We start from the raw sequence: 22,895 nt of genomic DNA, 5'->3' as shown, positions 1-22,895 counted from the left end.
CATGGCCTTTGTGGACCCGGTAACCCTGAGCGCCCGTGGCGTCACACTCCTACCCCTGGCCTTGGAGCACGAAGACGGTTTACGCGCTGCAGCGGCCGACGGGGAGCTGTGGAACATCCGGGTCACCTCCGTGCCTGAGCCGGAAAACACCCGCAAATACATAGAAGACGCGCTCGCCGCGCGCGAAGCCGGAAACCGCTTTGCCTTCGCTGTCACGGACACGGCCACCGGCAAGGTGCTGGGCTGCAGCAGCTACCACGACATCGTGCCAGCCATCAAGCGGGTTGAAATCGGGTGGACCTGGTATGGCAAAAGCAGCCAGCGCAGCCATGTGAACACCACCGCCAAACTGCTGCTGCTTACCCACGCCTTTGAGACGCTGGGCTGCCACGTGGTGGGCTGGCGCACTGACAATTTCAACTTCGCGTCTCAAGCCGCCATTGAGCGCCTGGGCGCCAAAAAAGACGGTGTGATCCGCGGCCACGGCCTGCGCCGCGACGGCACCATCCGCGACACCGTGATGTACAGCCTGCGCAGCGGCGAATGGCCGGAGGTGAAGGCCCAGCTCCTGTACCTGCTGGACAAGCCACGCTAAACAGAGACCGCCATGCTGCTCGACTTCTTCTACACCCTGCGCGATGCCAAGCTCCCCGTCTCGGTCAAGGAATACCTGACCCTGCTCGAAGCGCTCCAAAAAGGCGTGGTGGGCCCGAACACACCCCAGGTGGAGGGCGCGGAAGAAGCCAACGGCTACAGCATTGACGACTTTTATTACCTCGCCCGCACCACGCTGGTGAAGGACGAGAAGCACTACGACAAGTTCGACCGGGCCTTCGGGGCTTACTTCAAGGGTATTGAGCACGTCAGCGATTTCACCAAAGACATTCCGGCCGAGTGGTTGCGCAAAAACCTAGTGAAGTTTTTGACGCCCGAAGAGCAAGCCAAGCTGCAAGCCATGGGCTGGAACGAGCTGATGGAAACGCTCAAAAAACGCCTCGAAGAGCAAAAGGAACGCCACGAAGGCGGCAACAAGTGGATCGGCACCGGCGGCACCTCACCTTTTGGCGCTTACGGGCAGAACCCGCAGGGCATCCGCATCGGGCAGGACAAGAGCCGCAACCGCAGCGCTGTGAAGGTCTGGGACCAGCGCGCCTACAAAGACTACGACGACACCCAGGAACTCGGCACCCGCAACATCAAGGTGGCGCTGCGCCGTCTGCGCAAGTTTGCCCGTGAAGGCCATGAGGACGAGCTGGACCTGGAGACCACCATCAGCAAGACGGCAGCGAATGCGGGCTTCTTGGACATCAAGATGCGCCCTGAGCGGCACAACAACGTCAAAGTGCTGCTGCTGATGGACGTGGGCGGCACCATGGACGACCACATACAGCGGGTGGAAGAGCTGTTCAGCGCGGCCAAGACCGAGTTCAAGCACCTGGAGTTCTATTACTTCCACAACTGCGTATATGACTTCATGTGGAAGAACAACCGCCGCCGCTTTGCGGAGAAGTTTGATACCTGGGACATCATCCGCAAGTACAACAAGGACTACAAGCTGATCTTCGTGGGCGACGCGACCATGAGCCCCTACGAGATCTTGCAGCCTGGCGGCAGCGTGGAATACAACAACGAGGAGCCCGGCGCCGAGTGGCTGCAGCGGCTCATGAGCGCCTTCCCCAAATTCGCCTGGATCAACCCCGAGCCCCAAGGCGTGTGGCAGTATCGCCAGAGCATCAGCGTCATCCAGCAGATCGTGCAAAACAAGATGTACCCGCTCACCCTGAAAGGCCTCGAAGAGGCCATGCGGCACTTGACCAAGTAACCCGGCACGCCCTGCCCGAGCAAGGGCCGCGCCGCCCGATACAATCCCGCGTCCGGTCTTCGTAGTTCAATGGATAGAACGGTCCCCTCCTAAGGGACAGATACAGGTTCGATTCCTGTCGAGGACACCAGTGATTTTTACGTCAAATCAGCCTCTAGCCCTGACGGCCTCAAAAGTGAAGTGCAACACCTGTGATTGAACTCTAAGGTGTGCCCATGAAATCAGAACCCCACTACAAGCAACTGGACTACCAAGATCGTCAGACGATCGCCATAAGTCTGGAGCAATGCCTGAGCATTCGAGCCATAGCGCGCGTACTCGGGCGAAGTGCCTCGACCATCAGTCGTGAGATAGCCCGCAACGCAGGGGGTAATGGCTACAGTTGCCGCTACGCGCAGCAACGCCAAGTCCGCAGACGTCGCCAAGGCAGGCCAGCGCCCAAGCTGGTGGCGGGCAACGCCCTCTTTGAATCTATCACTGCATTGCTCCGTCAGCGCTGGTCGCCCCAGCAAATAGCGGCCCACTTGGCTAAACTGCATTCGAGCGAGTCCGCCAAACGCACCTCGCATGAAACTATCTACAACGTCATCTATGCCCAACCCCGAGGAGAGCTTCGCAAAGAACTCATTGCCTGCTTGCGCATGGCCCGAGCCAAGCGCTGGCCGCGCTCCAAAGGCGAGGACCGGCGTGGTCACATGGCTGACCTCTTGAGTATTCATGTGCGTCCGCCCGAGATTGAAGATCGCCAGTTCCCGGGACATTGGGAGGGAGATTCGATCAAAGGCACGCTCAATCAAAGCGCAGTGGGAACGCTTGTGGAGCGTACAACCCGCTTGCTGATCCTGGTGAAGCTGCCTCACCCTAATCCCGCTACGGCAGCGAACGTCTTGCAAGCCTTCACTGACAAGCTCAATTCCATAGCCAAACCGATGCGTAAGACCTTGACGTATGACCGAGGTAAGGAGATGACGCATCATCAGCAACTTACTGCCAATACGGGGATTGCGGTGTATTTCTGTGACCCGCACAGTCCCTGGCAACGCGGCACAAATGAGAACACCAATGGACTGATTCGGCAGTTCTTACCCAAGGGTACGGATCTGTCCGGGTACAGCCAGGAGCAGCTCGATGGGATTGCAGACCTGATGAATGGCAGGCCCCGGAAAACTCTGGATTGGTGTTCCCCGCATGAGGTCTACAGTAGCTGGCTGGACAAACTTGAAGAGCCCGCTCAAACCATCTAATAAACTAACCAAGTGTTGCACTTGGATTTGAGTCCGCCCCTTGTAGATAACACGCAAGCAGCTATCAATAAGTGAGCAAATCAGCGCTGGCGCAGCGCGATGATGTCTTCCCGCACCGCGGCCGACCACGTTCTGCGGTCACGCCCGTCGGCAGTTTGCGGGGCACCAAACGTCACCACAGCCTGAATACCGTCGCTGCATAGCGTGCGCCACAGGGAGCCTAGCAACGTGTCGTCTCCGATGTAGCAGGGGGCAAAGCTTTGCTGGCCTTGCCCATCCACGAACTGCAGAGCCACCGGTTGGATGGGCGCATTCACTGCAATAGCGGCCTGCAACAGGTTGGCGTGGAAGGGCAGCACATGGGTGCCGTCACCGGTGGTGCCCTCGGGGAACACGGCCAGCACTTCGCCCGCGCTCAGGCGCTCGGCCATGTGGTGCACCACGCGCATGGCGTCGCGGCGGGATTCGCGCTCGATGTACAGCGTGCCGGCGCCGGTGGCCAGTGTGCCCACCACAGGCCAATGCTGAATATCCGCCTTGGAGATAAACCGGCAGTGCCGCGCTGCGTGGATAACCACAATGTCCAGCCAGGAGATGTGGTTGGCGGCCAGCAGCACCGGGCCACCTGCCGGCGGCGTGCCGTTTACTACCAATTTGATAGCTAACCGCGCAAGCATGGCGCAGGCCCAAGCCTGAACTTCTGCATTACGCTCCGGTTGCGTCAGCCGGGGGAACACGGTGCGGATACGCCAAGCCCCAGCCAGCACGTGCGACAAAACGCGGGCAATGCGCCACAGGGCTTTGAGTTGGCGCATGGGCTGGTGCCTGTCTCGCCGCTTAGGCCGCGTTATAGGCCACGCGGCCACCGACCAGCGTAGCTTTCACGCGGCCGGGTAGCTCGTAGCCGCCGAACGGTGTGTGCTGCCCTTGGCTCACCAGCGCGGAAGGCTCCACCACCCAGTGGGCAGCGGAGTCAAACACGCAAATGTCGGCCGCGCCGCCTGCTGTGAGGCGGCCTGCGCTGGCGGCAAAGGTGCCCAAGGCACCGCCCAGCACGTGGGCCGAGCGACTGGTAACGGTGGCGATGGCATCGGCCACGCCCAAGCCGCTCTCTTGCGCCCACTTGAGGGCTAGGCTCAGCAGCAGCTCCAGGCCGGTGGCTCCGGGTTCGGCCTCGGCAAAAGGCAGTGTTTTTTCGTCGGCGCTCACCGGGTTGTGGTCGGAGACCAGCGCGTCGATGGTGCCATCGGCCAGGGCGGCGCGCAGGGCATCGCGGTCGCGCTGCTGGCGCAGGGGTGGGTTCAGGCGCATGCGGCTGTCGAAGTAGCCAATGTCCACATCGGTCAGGTGCAGGGAGTTGATGCTCACGTCACAGGTCACCGGCAGGCCTTCGGCCTTGGCCTGGCGCACCAGTTCCACTCCGGCGGCGCTGCTGATGCGGCACAGGTGCACGCGCGCCTTGGTGGAGCGCACCAGCTCAAAAATGGTGTGCAGGGCAATGGTTTCGGCCGCCACCGGCACGCCGGAGAGGCCCATGCGCGTGGCCAGCGGGCCGCTGGCGGCTACGCCCTTGCCGAGGTAAGCCTCTTGCGGGCGCAGCCACACGGTGTAGCCAAAGGTGCTGGCGTATTGCAGGGCGCGCTGGGTGACCTGGGTGTTGAGCAGGGGCACTTCGGCCTGGCTGAAGGCCACGCAGCCGGCTTGGGTGAGCTGCAGCATTTCGGTCAGCACCTCGCCTTGCAGGTTGCGGGTGAGCGCGCCCAGCGGGAACACGCGGGCCTGGTGCAAGCGCTCGGCGCGGTGGCGCAGCATTTCGACCAGACCGGCTTCGTCCAACACCGGGTCGGTATCGGGCGGGCACACTACGCTGGTCACACCGCCAGCGACAGCGGCCGCCATCTCGCTGGCCAACATGCCTTCGTGCTCGTGGCCGGGCTCGCGCAGGCGCACTGACAGGTCCACCAAGCCGGGGGCGACGATGCAGCCTTGGGCGTTGATGGTGGTTTGCGGCGCAAAGCCGGCCGGCGTGTTGCCGATGCCCAGAATGCGCCCGCTGGAGATAGCCACATCGGCCACGGTGTCGGTGCCGCTGGCGGGGTCGATGACGCGGCCGCCTTGAATCAGAATTTGCATAGCTTCAGTCCTTGAATCCGGGGGCTCAGGCTTCGTTGCCCGCGACGATGCTCATGACCGCCATGCGCACGGCGATCCCGAAGGTCACCTGCGGCAGGATCACGGCTTGCTTGCCGTCCACCACCGCAGAGTCGATCTCCACGCCGCGGTTGATGGGGCCGGGGTGCATGACGATAGCGTCGGGCTTGGCGAGTTGCAGCTTTTCGGGGGTGAGGCCGAAGCTCTTGAAGTACTCGTGCATCGAAGGCAACAGCGCGCCACTCATGCGCTCGTTTTGCAGGCGCAGCATGATGATGACGTCGCAGTCCTTAATGCCCTCTTCCAAGGTGTGGCACACGCGCACGCCCATTTGCGCCATGTCGGACGGCACCAGTGTTTTGGGGCCCACCACGCGAACCTCGGCACAGCCCAGCGTAGTCAGCGCATGGATGTCGGAGCGGGCCACGCGGGAGTGCAACACGTCGCCCACGATGGCGACCGTGAGGTTCGAGAAGTCTTTCTTGTAGTGCCGGATGGTGAACATATCCAGCAGCCCCTGCGTGGGGTGGCCATGGCGGCCATCACCGGCGTTGATCACATGCACATGGGGTGCCACATGTTGGGCAATCAGGTAGGGCGCGCCGGACTCGCTGTGGCGCACCACAAACATGTCGGCGGCCATGGCGCTCAGGTTGGCAATGGTGTCCAGCAGCGACTCACCTTTAGAGGCACTGGAGCGCGCAATATCGAGATTGATAACGTCCGCACTCAGGCGGGTGGCGGCAATCTCGAAGGTGGTGCGGGTGCGGGTACTGTTTTCAAAAAACAGGTTGAACACGCTTTTGCCGCGCAGCAGGGGCACCTTTTTAACTTCGCGGTCGTTGAGCGAGACGAAGTTGGTGGCGGTGTCCAGAATGTGGGTCAGGATGCCTTTGGGCAGCCCTTCGGTGGACAGCAGGTGAATGAGCTCTCCGTGTTTGTTGAGTTGCGGATTGCGCTTGTACAACATGCTCAGGCCTCCTGCACATCAAAAGAAAAGACACCCTCGGCGCTGCGCGCCAGAGCCAAAGACTGGTTGACCGCCAGGCTGACCCGCGCCGCCGCAAATTCAGCCTGGATGGGCAGCTGGCGCCCGCCGCGGTCTACCAGCACCGCCAAGCGCACTTGGGCGGGGCGGCCATAGTCAAACAACTCGTTGATCACCGCGCGGATGGTCCGGCCGGTGTAGAGCACATCGTCCAGCACCAGGATGTCTGCGCCATTCACATCAAAAGGCAGCTGCGTCTGGCCACCGGAGGACAGGCCGCGTTTGGCGAAATCGTCGCGGTGCATGGCCGACGAAATGGTGCCGTGCTTGTCTGCTAGCTGGAGGTCCGCCTGAAGGCGCTCAGCCAGCCAGGCGCCGCCGGAGGTGATGCCCACCAGGCGGGTTTCTGCGTTGCACAGCAGCTGCACACCACGAAGCAGTTCGCGGTAGAGCGCCTCGGCGTCCAAGGCCAAAGTGGTCATGGGAGGTTCCTTAAAAATTGTTCCAAAATAATGCAGGCCGACGCGGCGTCCGCGTCTTTGGCGCCGCTGGCAATGGCTTCGGTGGTGCTGTAGCGCTCGTCCACCTCAAACACTTGCAGGCCGAAACGCCCTTGCAACTGCCGACCGAATTTTTTGGCGCGCGCGGTGTTTTCGTGCGGGGCGCCATCGGGGTGGTAAGGCACGCCGATCACGATGGCGTCGGGCTGCCATTCTTTGAGCTTGGCGGCCACGCCGTCAAAACGGGCGTTGCCCTCGGCATGGATGGAGCCTTGTGGCGTTGCGCTACGCATCAGGCGGTTGCCCACGGCAACCCCGGTGCGTTTCATGCCGAAGTCGAATGCAATAAAGGTCGTGAATGCCGCCGGGACGGGCATCGCGGCCTCGCTCATGCGTGCCCCACTTGTGGAGAAATCATCCAGGCCTGCAGGCCCAGCAAGCCCAAGGCGCGGTCGTACCGTTGCTCCACGGGCGTATCAAAAATAATGGTTTGGTCAGCGGGCGTGGTGAGCCAGCTGTTTTCGCCCAACTCGGTTTCAAGCTGCCCCTCGCCCCATGCGGCGTAACCCAGTGTTACCAGCACGCGTTTGGGGCCGGAGCCCATGGACAGGGCTTCGAGCACATCGCGCGAGGTCGTCATCTCCAAACCACCGGGAATGGTCATGGTGGAGGCATACAAAGACTCACCCCCCTCTTGCGTGGCAGCAATAACGGGCTCATGCAGGACAAAACCCCGTTCGGTTTGTACCGGGCCACCTTGAAACACCGTATCGGCCAGCAGGTCGGTGCGCTGCAAAGGCAGGTCGATCTTGTCAAACAGGGCCGTGAGGGGCATGTCGGCGGGCTTGTTGATCACCAAGCCCAAGGCGCCGCGTGTGGAGTGCTCGCACACAAAGACCACGCTTTTGGAGAACATCTCATCGTCCAGCCCGGGCATTGCGATCAGGAAATGGTTGGTGAGATTGAAAGGTGCAGAATCGCCGGACATTCTCTGATTTTAACGGCTGACATGCACTCTCATTTCACCAAAGGGCTGGTTTGGTTCCGTCGCGATCTGCGGGCCACTGACAACGCGGCCTTGGCCCTCGCCACCGCGTCATGCGACAGCGTGTATTGCGTTTTTGTGTTTGACAAGGCCATTCTCGGACACTTACCCCGGGCGGACCGGCGGGTGGAGTTCATCCACGGGGCGGTGTCTGAGCTGCAGTCCCGGCTCCGGGCACTGCAGCCGGATGGCAAAGGCGGGTTGATCGTGCTGCATGCAGACGCAGTCGATGCTATTCCGGAGTTGGCGGCTCAGCTGGAGGTGCAGGCTGTGTTTGCCGCCCGGGACTACGAGCCCGCCGCCGTGGAGCGCGACACGGCTGTGCAGCAGCAACTCCTGCGCGATGGGAAGCAGCTCATGCTGGTCAAAGACCAGGTGGTCTTTGAGGAGCGGGAGGTGCTGACACAGATGGGCAAGCCCTACGGGGTGTTCACGCCCTACCACCGCGCGTGGTTGGCCCGTATCGGCAGCGGCTTGCTCGCTCAGAGCCACCTCCAGGAAGGGGCCGCCGCTACTCTGGCGGCCTTACCGGCAGATGTGCCATCTGCCATGCCCTCGCTCGAATCCCTGGGGTTTGAGCCCACCAACCTGAAGGCGCTGGGCATACACAGCGGAGAGTCTGGCGGTCAGGCGCTACTGGATGACTTTGTGCTGCGGATGGACCGCTATGGCGAGGCGCGCGACTTTCCGGGCCTCAAGGGGCCGAGTTATCTGGGTGTGCATTTGCGCTTCGGCACCGTGTCGATCCGGCACCTGGTCAATCTCGCGCTGGAGCGGGTGCGCGCTGGCAGTGCTGGGGCCTCGGTCTGGCTGGCTGAGTTGGCGTGGCGCGATTTTTACTTTCAAATTCTGGCGAACTTTCCACGGGTTGCCACCCATGCATTCAAACCGGAATACGACCACATTGCCTGGGAGCAGGGCGAACGCGCCCAAACCTTGTACGCGGCGTGGTGCGAGGGCCGCACGGGCTACCCGATCGTCGATGCGGCCATGGCGCAGCTCAACCAGACCGGTTACATGCACAACCGTTTGCGCATGGTGGCGGGTAGCTTTTTGGTGAAGCACCTTGGCCTGGATTGGCGCTGGGGCGAACGCTATTTCGCAGTCCACCTCAATGACTTTGATTTGTCTGCCAATAACGGGGGGTGGCAGTGGGTAGCCTCCAGTGGTTGCGACGCGCAACCGTATTTCCGGATTTTTAACCCTGTGACCCAAAGTGAACGTTTCGATGCCCAGGGCAAGTTCATCCGGCGCTACCTGCCGCAGCTGGCGGGCTTGTCAGACAAAGCCATTCATGCCCCATGGGCTGCCAAGCCCATGGAAATGCTAGCCGCTGGAGTGCAACTGGGAGTGAACTACCCCGCTCCAATTGTTGACCATGCGGGGGCCAGAGAGCGCACACTGGCGCGCTATGGCTTCCTCAAAAAGTCTGTTGATCAGGCTGGCACTGCCGTCGAGCAATAGGCCCGCACCAAGCCAAGCAACTCGTCTTCGGAGTACGGCTTGCCGAGGTAATGGTCGACACCCAGCTCGCGGGCATGCTCGCGGTGCTTTTCCGCAATGCGCGAGGTGATCATGATGATGGGCAGGTCTCGCAACTTGGCGTCGCCACGGATGTTGCGTGCCAAGTCAAAGCCGTCCATCCGGGGCATCTCGATGTCGGACAACACCACCGCGGGAATTTCTTCCTGCAAGCGCTCCAAGGCTTGCAGACCATCGTTGGCCAATGCCACCCGGTAGCCTTCGCGCTTGAGCAAGCGCTGTGTCACGCGGCGCACGGTAATCGAGTCGTCAACCACCAACACCAGCGGCAACTGCGTGCTGGCGGCTACCACCACGGACTCTTGCGGAGTCGTGCTGACAGTGCCATCCACCGGATCGGCAGGCTGCGCGACCAGTGCACGGGCTTGATCGCCATACACCGACGCCAGCGCCACGGGGTTGTAAATCAACACGACAGCACCTGAGGCCAGAACCGACATGCCTGCCAAGCCAGGCAGTCGCGCCAACTGGGGGCCGAGATTCTTGACCACCACTTCGCGGTTACCCAGCACTTCGTCAATGTGTACTGCCAAGCGCTGGCCTGCGCTGCGGAAAACAGCAACTGGAAGCGTCTTACCCGAAGACTCCTCGCTATGACCGGACACCTGCAACAGTGCCCCACCCCAGAAGAACGGAACGGACTCTTCGCCGAATGCAAAGCTCTGCTCTGCGTAGGCTTTTTGCAGCTGGCTATTGGGCACGCGCAAGACGGTTTCCATGATGTTGGCGGGTACGCCAATGGAGAAGTCCCCCATTCGCAGAATCACCACCTGCGTCACTGCAGTCGTCAAAGGCAACACCAATTTGAAAGAGGTTCCGGCGAGGGCCTTGGTCTGGGTTTCAATGCGACCACCGAGCCCGTGCACTTCGGCGCGTACGACATCCATGCCGATACCGCGCCCTGAGAGCTCGGTCACCTCATCAGCGGTGGAGAAGCCCGGCATGAAAATCAAATTCGCCGCATCAACATCGCTCAAGCTTTCGCCCGGAGCAATCAATTGCTTGGCCTCTGCCTTGGTGCGGATGCGTTCCAAGTTCAGGCCCGCGCCGTCGTCACTGAAGCTGACGGTAACGTCGTTGCTTTCCTGGTGAACCTCGATTTGAATCGTCCCCGTAGCAGACTTGCCCGCACGGGTCCGCTCGGCGGGAGTTTCAATTCCGTGGGCTACCGCATTGCGCAACAGGTGCTCAAAGGCCGGGGCCATGCGGTCGAGAACGCCGCGGTCGATTTCGATAGCGCCTCCGGCGATATCCAGCTTGACCTGTTTGCCGGCGTCTTTGGCCGCTTGGCGAACGACACCATACAAGCGATCTGCAATGCCATCAAACTCCACCATCCGGGTACGCAACAAGTCTTTTTGAAGCTCGCGAGCCTGACGACCTTGGGCAATCAAATCATCTTCCGTGCCTTCAACCGAACGCTGCAAATTGCGCTGAACGGTAGCCACGTCGTTCACGGACTCCGCCATCATGCGGGTCAACTCCTGGACGCGCGTGAACCGGTCGAACTCCAAGGGATCGAAGGCCTGTGCAGAGTCTTTGGTTTGCGCAAGGCGGGATTGCATCTGCGATTCAGCCTGCAACTCTACGTCGCGCAGCTGCTGGCGCAAGCGATCCAAGTTGCCGGTGAGCTCACCCAAGGAAGTACGCAACTGGCCGAGCCGCTCATCCATACGCGAGCGGGTAATCATGACCTCACCCGCCTGGTTGACCAAGCGATCCAAGAGCTGGGCCCGCACACGAACAGACTGGTTGCCCTGAGCGCGAGGCGCTGCAGCCGGCGCCTGAGAAATGGCTGGTAGCAGTTTAGGCAGAGGTGCAGTGCTTGCGCTAGCTGCAGGAACCGTTGCGGCGCGTGCCGCGGGCTCTTCAGGTTCAACGTCAACGACAGATGCAGCTTGACCCAAAGCCGCAAAAACCGACTGCAAGGCGTCAAACCGGGACAACAGGGGCTCAAGCTGGATCGTCTGCAGACCTTCGGCCCCCAATACCTCGATCGAAGACTCCATGCGGTGCGCCATCTCTCCGAGGCGCATGGCGCCCGCCAAACGAGCGCTACCCTTGAGTGTGTGCAACAAACGGAGCACTTCGCTGCGCGCACCGGCGTTGTCAGGGCGCGATACCCATTGGCGCAAGGCCGCGCCGAGTTGTGGCATGAGCTCTGTGGCCTCTTCTTCGAAGATGGGCAACAAGTCGGTGTCCAGGCTGTCCTCGGCGGTGAGCTCTTCGTCGTGATCATCCAAAATCACGAGCGGAGCAGCCTCTGCCACGATTGCACTCGCAAGCAGTGGAGCAGGCGCTGAGACCTCCACAGGTGGCGCTTCGCTCTCCACTTCGTCCACGACCTCCGGGGTGTCCGGAAGCAAGGAGTCGAGGTCAGGCTCAGACTCCATGACCGGGGCAGGAAACTCGGTTTCAATGATCTCCTGGAGGCTCCGCAAAATCTGAGGATCCGCCTCTTTCACAAAACCTGCAGCAAACTGGTGCAACAAGCGCCGGATGTCTTCCGCAGCGTCACAAAACACTGCCGCATGACCCGGCTCCATTTGCCGGTGCAGCTGCACATGCTGTAGCGCCTGCTCCAGGAACTTGGCCATTTCCGACAGTGCCACAAAGCCGACTGTCGCAGAACTGCCAAGAAGTGAGTGGGCCAATGAAATGGCGTTGTCGGATACCGGCTCATGGAGCTCCAGCGCCCACTCGCCCAGCTCGGTCTGCAAGCGCCGTGACCACTCGTCAGCCTCATTGAGATAGACGTTATAGAGGGGAATGCTCATGCGCAGGGAGCCGATCACCTTCATGCCTTCATCGGGGTTCACGGCAATGCGCTCCGGGAACTCCAAGACCAAACCGGTTGTCTGAGCAGGCTCCTCTTCCGCAGCGAGCTCATCGATTTCTTCTAGGGGCGTTTCTGCGTAGACATCTGCCAACCGCGTCTCCAGGGGAGCGAGCTCGGTCGTCGAAGGACTATCGAAATCTGCAAAATCGAAATCACCCAAATCCGCATCTGACATTTCCAAGTCTTCGGCAGTGATGCTTTGCAACACATCAGGCTCCGGAACGATTGGAACGGTCTTCTCGAAATCGAACAGCTGGGTCGACACGAACTCAGGCGGCGCCTCATCGAGGATAGCGAAGGGGTCCACCGTCGAAATTTGCGTGGAGGCAAAGTCTGGTGTGTCCACTACCTCCAAGAGCTCGGGCGCGCCCATTTCAGTCGCAGCAAAATCAACCTTTAGATCGTCTGCTTCCAACGGCTCAAGAACCTCCGGCTCCAGCAACTCCACCGGGGGCATCGGTGGCTCTTCGCTCCATTCCGATGCGACAGCATCGACAGCAAGCTCGCCAGCGCCACTAGTTTCCGTAGGAAGGGCGGCATCCGGAACCGCCGCCATTTCGACAGTCGCCTCGAAGGAATCGGCAGGAATATCCAGCGGAAGCCATTGATCATGCAGGCGCAGGGCATCTGCGGTTTTTCTGAAAGCCAGCGCATTCCAACCGGCTGTCTGCCCGTCGGCAATACCCTGGACCCAGCGGGCAAGTCCCGACATGGCCTGCTGGGAGCTTTCGATCAACGCATCACTCGCCGGGCGTTGCTCGGCCAGGGATGTATTGAGAAGTTGCTCAAACGACCAGGCAGCCTCGCCGAACTCATTCAAACCGACCATCCGGGAGCTGCCCTTCAGCGTGTGGAAGGCGCGACGCAGTGTGGTCTGATCAGCGAGATTGGTGGGATCCAAACGCAGGGCCACAAGAGCATCTTGGCCCCGCACAATGACTTCACGGGCTTCTTCGAGAAAAATATCCTGCAGCTCCGCACTATCGTCCTCGTCCACCGCAGGAGCGGGCGCAGCCACAGCGGCCGGAGCATGGGCCGGTGCCAGAGTCGCTGTCAACGCGGACAGTGCCGCGACATCTTCTTGAACCTCACTTGTCGGTGACTGAGGGCCCGCAATGACAGCACGCTCCCGGCCCATCAAGGGCTTGAACTCACCCAAGGCTTCGTCATACACAAACAGGGTTTTGGCCAAAGCACGTTGGAAGCTCAGCATGTCAATGAGAAAGCCCATTGCACCCAAGCTATTACCCAGTTTTTCAAATACGCCGCTGCGCGCGCTGGCTTCATCAATATCGTCCACCAGCATTTGCTCAACCGTGCTGCGCATGCGAAGTGCTGCAATAGAGGGCTGATCCAGACCCAACACCGAAAATACGCCGCGCATTTGCGCCAATTGGCTGGGCACTTCCCGCAGAGGACCTTTGTCGCGGGGATCACGGAAAAACTGGTCCAGCGATTTCTCTATACCCGCCAGCGTGGTCCGCAATTCGTCCACCACGCTACCCATGGTCTGACGGTCGCTGACCCGGCGATACAGCTCTTCCATCCACCCCTCAAGGGCTTCAGGCTCTCCACCACCGGTGACATGTTGCAGCCGTTGCGCCAAACGCGCACTGCGTTCCGCCAACTGGTTGTCTGTCGGGTCCAAGTCTTCGTAGGCTGCCTCAAGGTACAACACCGAGGTCGCCACTTCCATCGCCACAGCGGGCGTAGGCGAAGTGCCGGAGCGTGCCGTCGCCTCAATGGTTTTGGAAAGCGCTTTTGCCAACTCTCCGCTTTCGGCGTGCAACTTGGTGACAGCATCCGACACGGCAGCAAACTGCTCTGCCGCCACCTTCAATCGATTGACATCGCCACCTGCCAGGGCCGACCATGTCTCTGCAGCAGCCGCGATTCGCTTGCGAGCCAGGACCAGCATCGCCGGGTCGAAACGGCCAAACTGCTCACTCACATAGTCCACAGGCTTGGTGCGACTCAGTCCATATGCAGTGCGCACCGCAGTCAGTACCGGCGCATGTTGCGGATCGATCGGTATGGCACGGGAACAAAAGAACACAATGTCCTGCGCCAAACGCTCTGACACCGAATGCTGGCCCTTCGTGAGCGCCACGTACTGTTGCAAGATTCGTGAGGCGGCTCGCTTGGTGTAGATGTCACCGTCAAACAGTTGCAGGGACATCCCCTCGAAATAAGCGGCGCTGACCATCCAGAAGGTGCGCTCTTCCAGTGAGTGGGCGTCTGCCGCCAGCCCTAAGCTCAACTGGAGCAAACGGCGCGCGGCTTCCGTATCGCCATATTTCACGAGGCGAAGCACGGCATGGTCCATCTCGCGACGGACTGCCGGACCGACACCACGCGGCTCAACCCCATCCGGAACCGCAACCGCAAGCCATTGCCATGCCGGCGGCCACAGGTCCGCGGGGTGAACCCGCTCGGCGCCACTCAATTCAAGAAGCGCTTTGTATTGAGGAAACAGCGCGACCGAGGAGGCAGTCTTGCCTTTCAACACACCGTCCAGATACTCCGTCAGGGCAAAGCTCGCGCGCTCCATGACGCTGGCAGCTTCGTCGCTGCACTGCTCCGGCTTTTGAACGTATTTCTGGACCAGTGACTCCATCGCACGGAGGAATTTCGCCGGGGCTTCCAGCCCCACCATTTCCAAGGCACCTACAGCCTGATGCAACTGCTGCCGGGCAATACGCAGGTGACTAGCATCCAACTCCGCCAGCTCCGAGCCCCTTGCAATCTCGGCATCGCGCACAAACCGGCGCATCGCCTTGGTGGCACCGTCTAAAGATTTGCGCAGCTCCTCCAGGACCCAAGCCAATGGCCCAAGGTCGCTGATAGCGAGTTCGTTGTCTCCGGAGTCAACAAGGTTGGACGACATGGGTTCAGGCTCTCCTGGATTTCACGGGGCAAAGGGTGCGAATAAACGCGATCAGGAAATCTTGAATCGGGACACCGACTGGCGCAGTTCTTCGGCCATGCGGGAGAGCTCGCGCACTTGATTCGCTGTAGCGCGTGTGCCCTCTCCAGTCTGCTCGGTCACCGCAAAAATGTGCTGAATGTTGTCGGCAACCACGTTGGCCAAACCGGCCTCGCGGGAGGCTGCATTCGAAATCTGCTCAATCAGGTCAGCCACCTGACGGGACACCCGGTCAATTTCGGTCAGCGCGGTACCCGCGTTGTCGGAGAGTTTGGCTCCCTCCACCACACCCTGTGTGGAGCGCTCCATCGCACCGATAGCATCCTGCGTATCGGTCTGAATAGCCTTCACCAGTGCCGCAATCTGACGCGTCGCATCCGCAGAGCGCTCCGCCAAGCGCTGCACTTCCTCCGCCACCACGGAGAAGCCTCGTCCCGCCTCACCCGCAGAGGCTGCTTGAATAGCCGCATTCAAGGCCAGGACGTTGGTTTGTTCGGTAATGTCTGAAATCAGCTCCGTGATTTCACCAATCTCCTGCGAAGACTCGCCCAGGCGCTTAATCCGCTTCGAGGTTTCTTGAATCTGGTCGCGAATGGAGTTCATACCGCCGATCGCGTTTTGCACCGCTTGCAGGCCGGACTCCGCCGCTTGCAGAGATTGGCGGGCTACGGTCGCAGACTCTTGCGCTTGTGTAGACACCTCGTTAATACGACCCGCCATATCCAGAACCGACTTACCTGTTTCGCGAATTTCGTGCAGTTGCTCGTTGGAGGCTGCCAGCAGCTCCGTGGAGGTCGCATCCACATCCGCCGTTGTCTGGGCCACACGGGCCGCAGTGTTTTGAACGTTCGACACCAGTGAGCGCAACTCCTCTACCGTGTAGTTCACCGAGTCAGCAATAGCTCCAGTGATGTCTTCCGTCACGGTCGCTTCTTGCGTCAAATCGCCTTCAGCAACGGTTTGCAGTTCGTTCATCAAACGCAGAATCGCGGCCTGGTTCGCATCATTGACGCGCTTGGCTTCTTGCTCTTGGCGCTCCGCCTCCAGGCGCTGGTCTTCAGCAACGACCTGGCGCTTACGGCTGTCCTGCAACTGCACATAAGACAAGCCGCCGGCACACACCAACGCGAACAATGCCGCCAGAATCAACAAAGCAAGCGACGCACCGCCAATACCGGCTTGGCCGGACAACTTGGCCTGAAGGTCTTCCAGATTGCGGCGCAAGGGCTCACTGTCCGCAATGATCGCGCCTTGGGCTTCACGCGCAGACACCAAGCCCTGCAAGTTACCCAAAATCGCACCCGCCTGTACACGGGTCTCTTCGTACATTTTGATCAGTGCTTCCAACTGCTCGCGGGTCGCGGGGTCTTTGGTCGCTGTCAGGCGGAGTTCTGCGCTGCCCGACAACAGCGCTTCTGAAATTTCCTTGAAGGTATTCAAATCCTTACCCAGCAAGAACACCGCCTCAGGACTCACGCCTTCGGCAGTCAAAAACTCGTTGGACGATTTGCCGATTCGCTGGGTCAACATCACCAGCTGGCCCACTGCAGAAATTTCTGCTGCCGGTGCGTTTTGTTGCAACTTCAGGGAAGAAACGGTTTCGGCGACTTCCAACAAATCAGAGGATTGGCGATTGATAAGGCGCAGCGCGGATCCGATCTGCGTCAGCATCTTTTGCTGAGCGATCACTGCCTTGGCATTTTTGTCCGCACGCTCAACTAGCGGCAGCACTTTGCCCAGCTCCGGTGCAAAGTCTTCACTCAACGGGTTAATGCGCATCTCATCGTCGCCAGCCTGCAAACCTTTGACTGACTTCGACAAAATACCCGAGCTGTCCGACACATCGGGGAAAGCCTGAGCACTCCCCACCACCGCTTGCGACACCGACTTCGCGAGTCGCTGCGACTGCATGAGCGACTGCCCGGTTGCTCCCAGCTGCTGAGCCACACGGTCCGATTGATTCAAGGCGTAAAACGTAACACCGGCAAGCACCACCAACGCGCCGCCGAGCAGCACAAACAAAGTGCGCTGATGCTCCACCACCGTACGGCGCCCAAGCACCGGAATCGAGACCAGATCGCCTTGCGCGACCAAAGGCTCTTCGGCAGCCGGCGCAACGGGCGCCTGCAAGGGCGCATTCTGCGACTCTTGCACCGTTTCATTGTCCGGTGTGGCGATAGTTACATCCGGCATGGCCAAACTCAAGCGGGAATCCAGCTCAGACTCCTGTTGTTTTTTGGAAAACAGATTTTTCAATTGATCTACAACGGACATGATGGGACCTTACAGGTGAACTAAGCGCTGATGCTCAAAAACTGCTGAGACTGGGATAGGACGCGCAAGTTGATTTCTTGCCAAGCCTCGCCAGAACTGTCGAGAAAAACATTACCCATGTAAGAGGGAGAACCCTCCGCGGGTCCGTGAGACTGAGTGAAAGCATCAGCACCACGCAAACCGGACAACAAGTCGACCTGAAGGGCGCAATTGACATCCAGCGCCGCATTCAAGGTCACAACACTAGGCTCATTGCCGGCTGGCACTTGACGTGAAACGCCTCCATCAAGAGCCAAAAATGCCGCAAGGTCGACAACCCCAAACAGTCCGCCGCGGATATTCACCACCCCCAGAAACCAGTCCACCGAATAGGGGACCGGCTGCACATGGGACACAGGAACGATCTCCCCAGACTGCCCCAGCGGGAATAGGTATTTCCGCCCACCGGCCTGAACCGCTAACCATGCTACCGACATACCTTCCGCTTTCGCGGCTTGCAAGCGACTTGCAAGCCGTGCTTGCAGTTCTCGAAGTGCTTCTCTATTGGCCATAGAGTGCCAGCGTTAACCCAGAGCCTTGATTTTGGCGAGTAGCTCCGCCGCATCGACTGGCTTGGTGATGTAATCTTTGGCGCCCTGGCGCATGCCCCACACACGGTCCGTCTCCAGACTCTTGCTCGTGCACATGATGATTGGGATGTCGGAGTACTCCGGAGTGCGATTGATGGCGCGGGTCAACTGGAACCCATTTTGGCCGGGCATCACCACATCCATCAAGATAAGTTGGGGCCGCTCTTCACCGAGGCGCTTGAAAGCCTCGTCGGCATTCTCTGCAGACCGAACAGTAAACCCGTTCTTCTGCAGAATTTCTGTCAAATAAAGCAACTCGGTTTTGGAGTCGTCAACGATCAGTACTTTATGGATTGGCATCAAGATGCTCCTTGCAAGGCGTTGCCGAATTGCTGCACAGCTTGCAGCAACTGGTCTTTGGTAAACGGTTTGGTGAGATAGTCCTGTGCCCCGACCATGCGGCCACGGGCTTTGTCAAAAACACCGTCTTTAGAAGACAGCATGACCACAGGAACGCTAGAGAATTTTGCGTTGCGCTTGATGATGGCGCACGTCTGATACCCATCCAGGCGGGGCATCAAGATGTCGCAAAAAATAATGTGCGGCTGGTAATCATTCACCTTTGCAAGCGCATCAAAACCGTCTTCAGCCAGCAGCACCTCATGCCCCCCCTGCTTGAGAAAAATTTCAGCACTCCGGCGTATGGTGTTGCTGTCATCGATCACAAGGACTTTGAAGGTGGGAGCAGTCATACGTTAGAAGGTCGGGTTCCGGTTCACTGAAAGGAAATCTGGGTATGCAAATTCCGCACCCAGGGCGCAAATCAGATCTGCACCATTTCGAAGTCTTCTTTGCGGGCGCCGCACTCAGGGCACGTCCAGTTCATTGGCACATCGGCCCACAGTGTTCCGGGGGCAATGCCGTGGTCGGGGGCGCCAGCCGTCTCGTCATAAATCCAACCGCAAATCAAACACATCCAAGTTTTGGTATCAGTCACAGCTTATAGGGCCTTCAAATAGAATGCAACGATTGTATAGAGCAGGTTTTGTCCAAAAGACGACCGTCCGACGAAAGAACGCCATTCTGCACGATGACTTACCCTAATAGAGGCCTCTAGATGTCGGCATTACCCCCCACCGAAGTTGACGACACCATCGACGAAGACGGCCCCTCCGCTTGCGTGATGGCCTTCAACGCCAACGACCCTAGCGGCAGCGCCGGAACCGCCGCTGACCTCACTGCCATTGCCTCCGTAGGTGCCCATGCTTTGCCGGTCATTACCGGCGCGTATGCGCGAGACACCACAGAGATCGTGGACCACTTCCCGTTTGATGACGAGGCGGTCACTGAGCAGGCCCGCATCATCCTGGAAGACGTGCCAGCGCAAGTCTTTAAAGTGGGCTTTGTCGGGACGCCGGAGAACCTTTCTGCGATTGCCGAGTTGGCCTCAGACTATTCGGATGTCCCCTTGGTGGCCTACATGCCGGACCTCTCCTGGTGGGAGGAAGACAAGATCGATTTGTATCAAGACGCTTGCATAGAGTTACTTTTGCCACAGACCACTTTGTTGGTGGGAAACCACAGCACGCTCTCACGCTGGCTGCTACCCGACTGGAATGCGGAAAAAAGCCCTACGGCCCGTGACATTGCCAAGGCCGCGAACGCGTTCGGCGTGCCCTACACCCTGGTCACCGGCATTCCCCTGCCTGACCAGTTCATTGACAACGTACTGGCCTCGCCGACCTCGGTTCTGTGCAGCGAAAAGTTCGAGCGTTTTGAAGCAATCTTCACCGGTGCCGGCGATACGCTGTCCGCTGCCCTGGCGGCATTGATTGCCAGCGGCACTGAACTCAACGAAGCAGTCACCGAAGCCCTCAGCTACCTGGACCGTTGCCTGGAAAACGGCTTTCGCCCCGGCATGGGCCACGTGATTCCAGACCGGCTTTTTTGGGCGCAACCCGAATCTGATGAGGACGAAGAGAGCGCGATCAATACGCTCGAAGCTGACTTCGAAGTCCCCCCCCATTCCACCCGACACTAACTGGCAGAAATTTTGTGACAGACCGTAACTTAGACCTTTTTGAGCGCGCCAAGCGCGTGATTCCCGGTGGCGTGAACTCGCCTGTGCGCGCATTCAAGGCCGTGGGCGGTACGCCCCGCTTCGTGCAACGCGCCCAAGGCGCCTACTTTTGGGACGCTGACGGCAAGCGCTACATCGACTACATCGGCTCCTGGGGGCCCATGATCCTGGGCCACGGGCACCCCGCCGTGCTGGAAGCCGTGCAAAAGGCAGCGCTCGACGGTTTCTCGTTCGGCGCACCCACCGAGCGTGAAGTCGAGCTGGCAGAAGCCATCCTGAAGCTGGTGCCCAGCATGGACATGGTGCGCCTGGTCAGCAGCGGCACCGAGGCCGGCATGAGCGCCATCCGCCTGGCGCGCGGCGCCACCGGCCGGAGCAAGATTTTGAAGTTCGAAGGCTGCTACCACGGCCACGCCGACGCACTCTTGGTCAAGGCCGGCTCCGGCTTGGCCACCTTCGGCAACCCCACCAGCGCCGGTGTGCCGCCCGAAGTGGTGCAGCACACCTTGGTACTGGAGTACAACAACATCCAGCAGCTCGAAGAAGCCTTTGCACTGCACGGCAAAGAGCTGGCCTGCGTGATGATCGAGCCGATTGCCGGCAACATGAACTTCGTGCGCGCCAGTGTGCCGTTCATCAAGCGCTGCCGCGAGCTGTGCACCGAGTACGGCGCCCTGTTCGTGTTTGACGAAGTGATGACCGGCTTTCGCGTCGCACCCGGCAGCGCTCAGCAGGTCTACGCCCGCAACATTCCCGGCTTTGAGCCCGACATGACGGTCATGGGCAAGGTAATCGGCGGCGGCATGCCCTTGGCAGCCTTTGGCGGCAAGCGCGCCGTCATGGAGCAGCTGGCCCCATTGGGCCCGGTGTACCAAGCCGGCACGCTATCCGGCAACCCGGTAGCGACCGCGTGCGGTTTGGCCACTCTCGCAGAAATCAGCAAGCCCGGCTTCTACGAAGACCTGAGCCGCAAAACCCAGTCCCTGATCAGCGGCTTGCAAGCCGAAGCTGACAAAGCAGACATCGATTTCTGCGGCGATAGCGAGGGCGGCATGTTCGGTTTCTTCCTGTTCAAGGAACTGCCGCAGAACTACGCCAAGGTCATGACCACCGACAACGCACGCTTCAACACCCTCTTCCACGGCCTGCTGGACCATGGTGTTTACATCGCCCCGGCGCTCTACGAAGCGGGCTTTATGAGCGCGGCACACACCGATGCAGACATTGCCGAAACCGTCGCAGCGGCGGGCGAGGTGTTTAGCTTGCTATCAAAATAGAAGCTACTAGCGCAATAAAGACGAGGGCTGGATGCCGATTTGGCATCCAGCCTTTGTTTTTGATGCTCCGACCAATCACCTGTCAGGCGCGGCAATGACCATACTTGCCATTGACGCAGCACGAGCGGCTAATCGCTCACAATCTGCAGACGTTCTTGACGCTTGAACCGTTTGCAGCAAACCCGTATCCCATCCCCAAAACCACTCATGGCGCAGCCAGTTTTGGCCAAAGCCTCTTGCCAGAGCGCTCCAAGCGGCGTCCAGCTTTGGATCTGGATTTTTCAAACAGCTCGCTAATCCCAAGCGAAGTTCGTGCAAACCTTTGTGCCAAGCTCCAGGCTGATCGAGCGGTGCAGCCATCTGGCGCGATTCCATGGCAGACATGCCTGCTTGCCGCATGCCAACCAATTCCTGCAACTCCTCAATCATCAGACGTTCGTCGGGGGTAGCGGAGGTGTCGCGGGAAAGGGCCTCCCGCAAATGCATCGATAAGCCGGAAGCTTCTCTCTCCAATTCGGCATCCCACGGCATGCGAGCCAAGAGAGTCAATGCCTGAAATGCTGCCTCGTTTCTCCACTCGCTTTGCGTCATAGGGTCGAGGGATACACGCCTCAGCAATCCTAGCCCCTGCCCTGCTTGGCGCATGGACGACACAAAGTCCTTTGGGCCGAACTGCCGGGACAGTTGAAAAGCTGTAGCAATCACTAGACTGGGGTCAACCCACACTAGCTGCCTCGCAGGCAAGTAAAGCGCGGTTACGCGAACAGAATGCGCGGAACTCAAGCGCCCTTCCTGATACCCGGCCCGTACAACCCGTACCTGCCATTCGGCAAATCCCACGAGCAATAGCAGCGCGCTGACGACAGCGAACGCCAAACGCCGCATGATTTACTCGCCCACGTAGTTCTCAGGAAAGAAGTGGCGCTCGATCAGTTCGATCAGGATGTGCAGCACCTTGATATGCAGCTCCTGCACGCGGTCGGCATAGGTACCGCCGGGGGTGCAGATGTACACGTCGCTCAATGGCTCAAGTTTCTCGCTGCGCTTGCCGCTCAGAATGATGACTTTCATACCCAGCGCTTTTGCAGCCTCGGCGGCTTTGATCACGTTTTTGCTGGTGCCGCTGGTGCTCAGGGCCACCAGGCAATCACCGGGGCGGCCATGGCCTTCGACATAGCGGGCAAACACTTGCTCGTAGCCGTGGTCGTTGCCCACACAGGTCAGGTGCCCGGCGTCGCTGATGGCGGTGGCGCCCAAGGCCTTACGGTCCTTGCGGTAGCGGCCGGTCAGCTCTTCGGCAAAGTGCATGGCATCGCACATGGAGCCGCCATTGCCGCAGGAGTACACGCGGCCTTGTGCCTCAAACGTGGCAATCAGCAATTGCGCCGCCTGCTCCACCGTCGCCAAGGCGGCCGGGTTGGCCAGCAGCTTGGTCAGTGCGGTGTGCGCCTCTTGCAGGCTGGAAGTGATGTGGTTTTGCATAGCGTGCATTTTCGCGCAAACCACCCGACCCCAAGTACATCGGGGGAACACGCATTTGCCCTTACACAAGCACCGGCCAGATCGCTATCAAAATAATAGCTGCACGCGCACATTCCACGAGGGCTAGGCATCGATCTGGCATAGAAAAGCCGCCCG

The 22,895-nt window shown here is 59.8% G+C and carries 20 protein-coding genes and 1 tRNA gene; 7 read left to right on the top strand and 14 right to left on the bottom strand.

Going from position 1 to position 22,895, the window contains the following annotated elements:
* The first annotated feature begins 1 nt into the window (after position 1).
* The 4 genes from QZW03_RS09705 to QZW03_RS09690 all read left to right on the top strand — a co-directional run bounded on the left by QZW03_RS09705 (position 2) and on the right by QZW03_RS09690 (position 3,066).
* On the top strand, positions 2-595 hold the full coding sequence (locus QZW03_RS09705; protein WP_296509791.1) for a GNAT family protein: 594 nt from the start codon (positions 2-4) through the stop codon (positions 593-595).
* Positions 596-607: 12 nt separating this feature from the next.
* Complete coding sequence (locus QZW03_RS09700) at positions 608-1,822, top strand: VWA domain-containing protein (RefSeq protein WP_296509790.1); 1,215 nt, start codon at positions 608-610, stop codon at positions 1,820-1,822.
* Positions 1,823-1,877: 55 nt separating this feature from the next.
* A tRNA-Arg gene (locus QZW03_RS09695) sits at positions 1,878-1,952 on the top strand.
* Positions 1,953-2,037: 85 nt separating this feature from the next.
* Positions 2,038-3,066, top strand: coding sequence for an IS30 family transposase (locus QZW03_RS09690; RefSeq protein WP_296509789.1), 1,029 nt, complete (start codon positions 2,038-2,040; stop codon positions 3,064-3,066).
* Between the two features lie 80 nt (positions 3,067-3,146).
* On the opposite strand, the gene QZW03_RS09685 is transcribed toward QZW03_RS09690, so the two are convergent.
* Genes QZW03_RS09685 through QZW03_RS09660 form a run of 6 tightly spaced genes read right to left on the bottom strand, consistent with a single transcriptional unit; the run spans position 3,147 to position 7,693 of the window.
* On the bottom strand, positions 3,147-3,881 hold the full coding sequence (locus tag QZW03_RS09685) for a lysophospholipid acyltransferase family protein (protein ID WP_296509788.1): 735 nt from the start codon (positions 3,879-3,881) through the stop codon (positions 3,147-3,149).
* A 22-nt stretch (positions 3,882-3,903) separates the two neighbouring features.
* Positions 3,904-5,199, bottom strand: coding sequence for a dihydroorotase (locus tag QZW03_RS09680; RefSeq protein WP_296509787.1), 1,296 nt, complete (start codon positions 5,197-5,199; stop codon positions 3,904-3,906).
* Positions 5,200-5,224: 25 nt separating this feature from the next.
* Positions 5,225-6,187 carry an aspartate carbamoyltransferase catalytic subunit gene (locus tag QZW03_RS09675; RefSeq protein ID WP_296509786.1) on the bottom strand — a complete coding sequence of 321 codons (963 nt, stop codon included), beginning with the start codon at positions 6,185-6,187 and terminating at the stop codon, positions 5,225-5,227.
* Between the two features lie 2 nt (positions 6,188-6,189).
* Positions 6,190-6,687, bottom strand: coding sequence for a bifunctional pyr operon transcriptional regulator/uracil phosphoribosyltransferase PyrR (gene pyrR, locus QZW03_RS09670; RefSeq protein ID WP_296509785.1), 498 nt, complete (start codon positions 6,685-6,687; stop codon positions 6,190-6,192).
* Positions 6,684-7,097 (bottom strand): Holliday junction resolvase RuvX, encoded by a 414-nt coding sequence (gene ruvX / locus QZW03_RS09665; protein WP_296509784.1) that lies wholly within the window; start codon positions 7,095-7,097, stop codon positions 6,684-6,686. The genes pyrR and ruvX overlap by 4 nt, the downstream gene beginning before the upstream one ends.
* Positions 7,094-7,693 carry a YqgE/AlgH family protein gene (locus QZW03_RS09660; protein WP_296509783.1) on the bottom strand — a complete coding sequence of 200 codons (600 nt, stop codon included), beginning with the start codon at positions 7,691-7,693 and terminating at the stop codon, positions 7,094-7,096. The genes ruvX and QZW03_RS09660 overlap by 4 nt, the downstream gene beginning before the upstream one ends.
* 21 nt (positions 7,694-7,714) lie before the next feature.
* Here QZW03_RS09660 and QZW03_RS09655 point away from each other — a divergent pair, with 21 nt between their 5' ends.
* Entirely contained in the window at positions 7,715-9,214 is a 1,500-nt protein-coding gene (locus tag QZW03_RS09655) for a deoxyribodipyrimidine photo-lyase (protein WP_296509782.1), read from the top strand.
* On the opposite strand, the gene QZW03_RS09650 is transcribed toward QZW03_RS09655, so the two are convergent.
* The 6 genes from QZW03_RS09650 to QZW03_RS09625 form a co-directional block, all read right to left on the bottom strand.
* Positions 9,187-15,018: an Hpt domain-containing protein gene (locus tag QZW03_RS09650; protein ID WP_296509781.1), complete on the bottom strand. Its 5,832-nt coding sequence runs from the start codon at positions 15,016-15,018 to the stop codon at positions 9,187-9,189. The two genes, QZW03_RS09655 and QZW03_RS09650, sit on opposite strands and share 28 nt — an antisense overlap.
* Before the next feature lie 51 nt (positions 15,019-15,069).
* Complete coding sequence (locus QZW03_RS09645) at positions 15,070-17,331, bottom strand: methyl-accepting chemotaxis protein (protein ID WP_296509780.1); 2,262 nt, start codon at positions 17,329-17,331, stop codon at positions 15,070-15,072.
* A 20-nt stretch (positions 17,332-17,351) separates the two neighbouring features.
* Positions 17,352-17,882 carry a chemotaxis protein CheW gene (locus QZW03_RS09640; RefSeq protein ID WP_296509779.1) on the bottom strand — a complete coding sequence of 177 codons (531 nt, stop codon included), beginning with the start codon at positions 17,880-17,882 and terminating at the stop codon, positions 17,352-17,354.
* 12 nt (positions 17,883-17,894) lie between these two features.
* Positions 17,895-18,260, bottom strand: coding sequence for a response regulator (locus QZW03_RS09635; RefSeq protein WP_296509778.1), 366 nt, complete (start codon positions 18,258-18,260; stop codon positions 17,895-17,897).
* On the bottom strand, positions 18,260-18,652 hold the full coding sequence (locus QZW03_RS09630) for a response regulator (RefSeq protein ID WP_296509777.1): 393 nt from the start codon (positions 18,650-18,652) through the stop codon (positions 18,260-18,262). Before QZW03_RS09630 ends, QZW03_RS09635 begins: the two co-directional genes overlap by 1 nt.
* A gap of 71 nt (positions 18,653-18,723) precedes the next feature.
* Positions 18,724-18,876: a rubredoxin gene (locus QZW03_RS09625; RefSeq protein ID WP_296509851.1), complete on the bottom strand. Its 153-nt coding sequence runs from the start codon at positions 18,874-18,876 to the stop codon at positions 18,724-18,726.
* Positions 18,877-19,017: 141 nt separating this feature from the next.
* On the opposite strand from QZW03_RS09625, the gene QZW03_RS09620 reads away from it, so the two are divergent.
* Together QZW03_RS09620 and hemL are read left to right on the top strand one after the other, a co-directional pair.
* The gene (locus tag QZW03_RS09620) at positions 19,018-19,941 is read left to right on the top strand and encodes a bifunctional hydroxymethylpyrimidine kinase/phosphomethylpyrimidine kinase (RefSeq protein WP_296509776.1); all 924 of its coding nucleotides are present in this window, start codon (positions 19,018-19,020) and stop codon (positions 19,939-19,941) included.
* A gap of 14 nt (positions 19,942-19,955) precedes the next feature.
* Entirely contained in the window at positions 19,956-21,257 is a 1,302-nt protein-coding gene (gene hemL / locus QZW03_RS09615) for a glutamate-1-semialdehyde 2,1-aminomutase (RefSeq protein WP_296509775.1), read from the top strand.
* A gap of 75 nt (positions 21,258-21,332) precedes the next feature.
* Here the strand turns inward: hemL and QZW03_RS09610 are convergent, their stop codons facing one another.
* The gene (locus QZW03_RS09610) at positions 21,333-21,848 is read right to left on the bottom strand and encodes a hypothetical protein (RefSeq protein ID WP_296509774.1); all 516 of its coding nucleotides are present in this window, start codon (positions 21,846-21,848) and stop codon (positions 21,333-21,335) included.
* Between the two features lie 297 nt (positions 21,849-22,145).
* On the bottom strand, positions 22,146-22,739 hold the full coding sequence (locus QZW03_RS09605) for an SIS domain-containing protein (RefSeq protein ID WP_296509773.1): 594 nt from the start codon (positions 22,737-22,739) through the stop codon (positions 22,146-22,148).
* Positions 22,740-22,895: the final 156 nt, after the last annotated feature.

Source organism: Rhodoferax sp., assembly GCF_013297935.1.
Taxonomy (GTDB): domain Bacteria; phylum Pseudomonadota; class Gammaproteobacteria; order Burkholderiales; family Burkholderiaceae_C; genus Allorhodoferax.
Note: the sequence above shows the minus strand (reverse complement) of the source record. Positions and strands in the feature narration are given on the sequence as shown.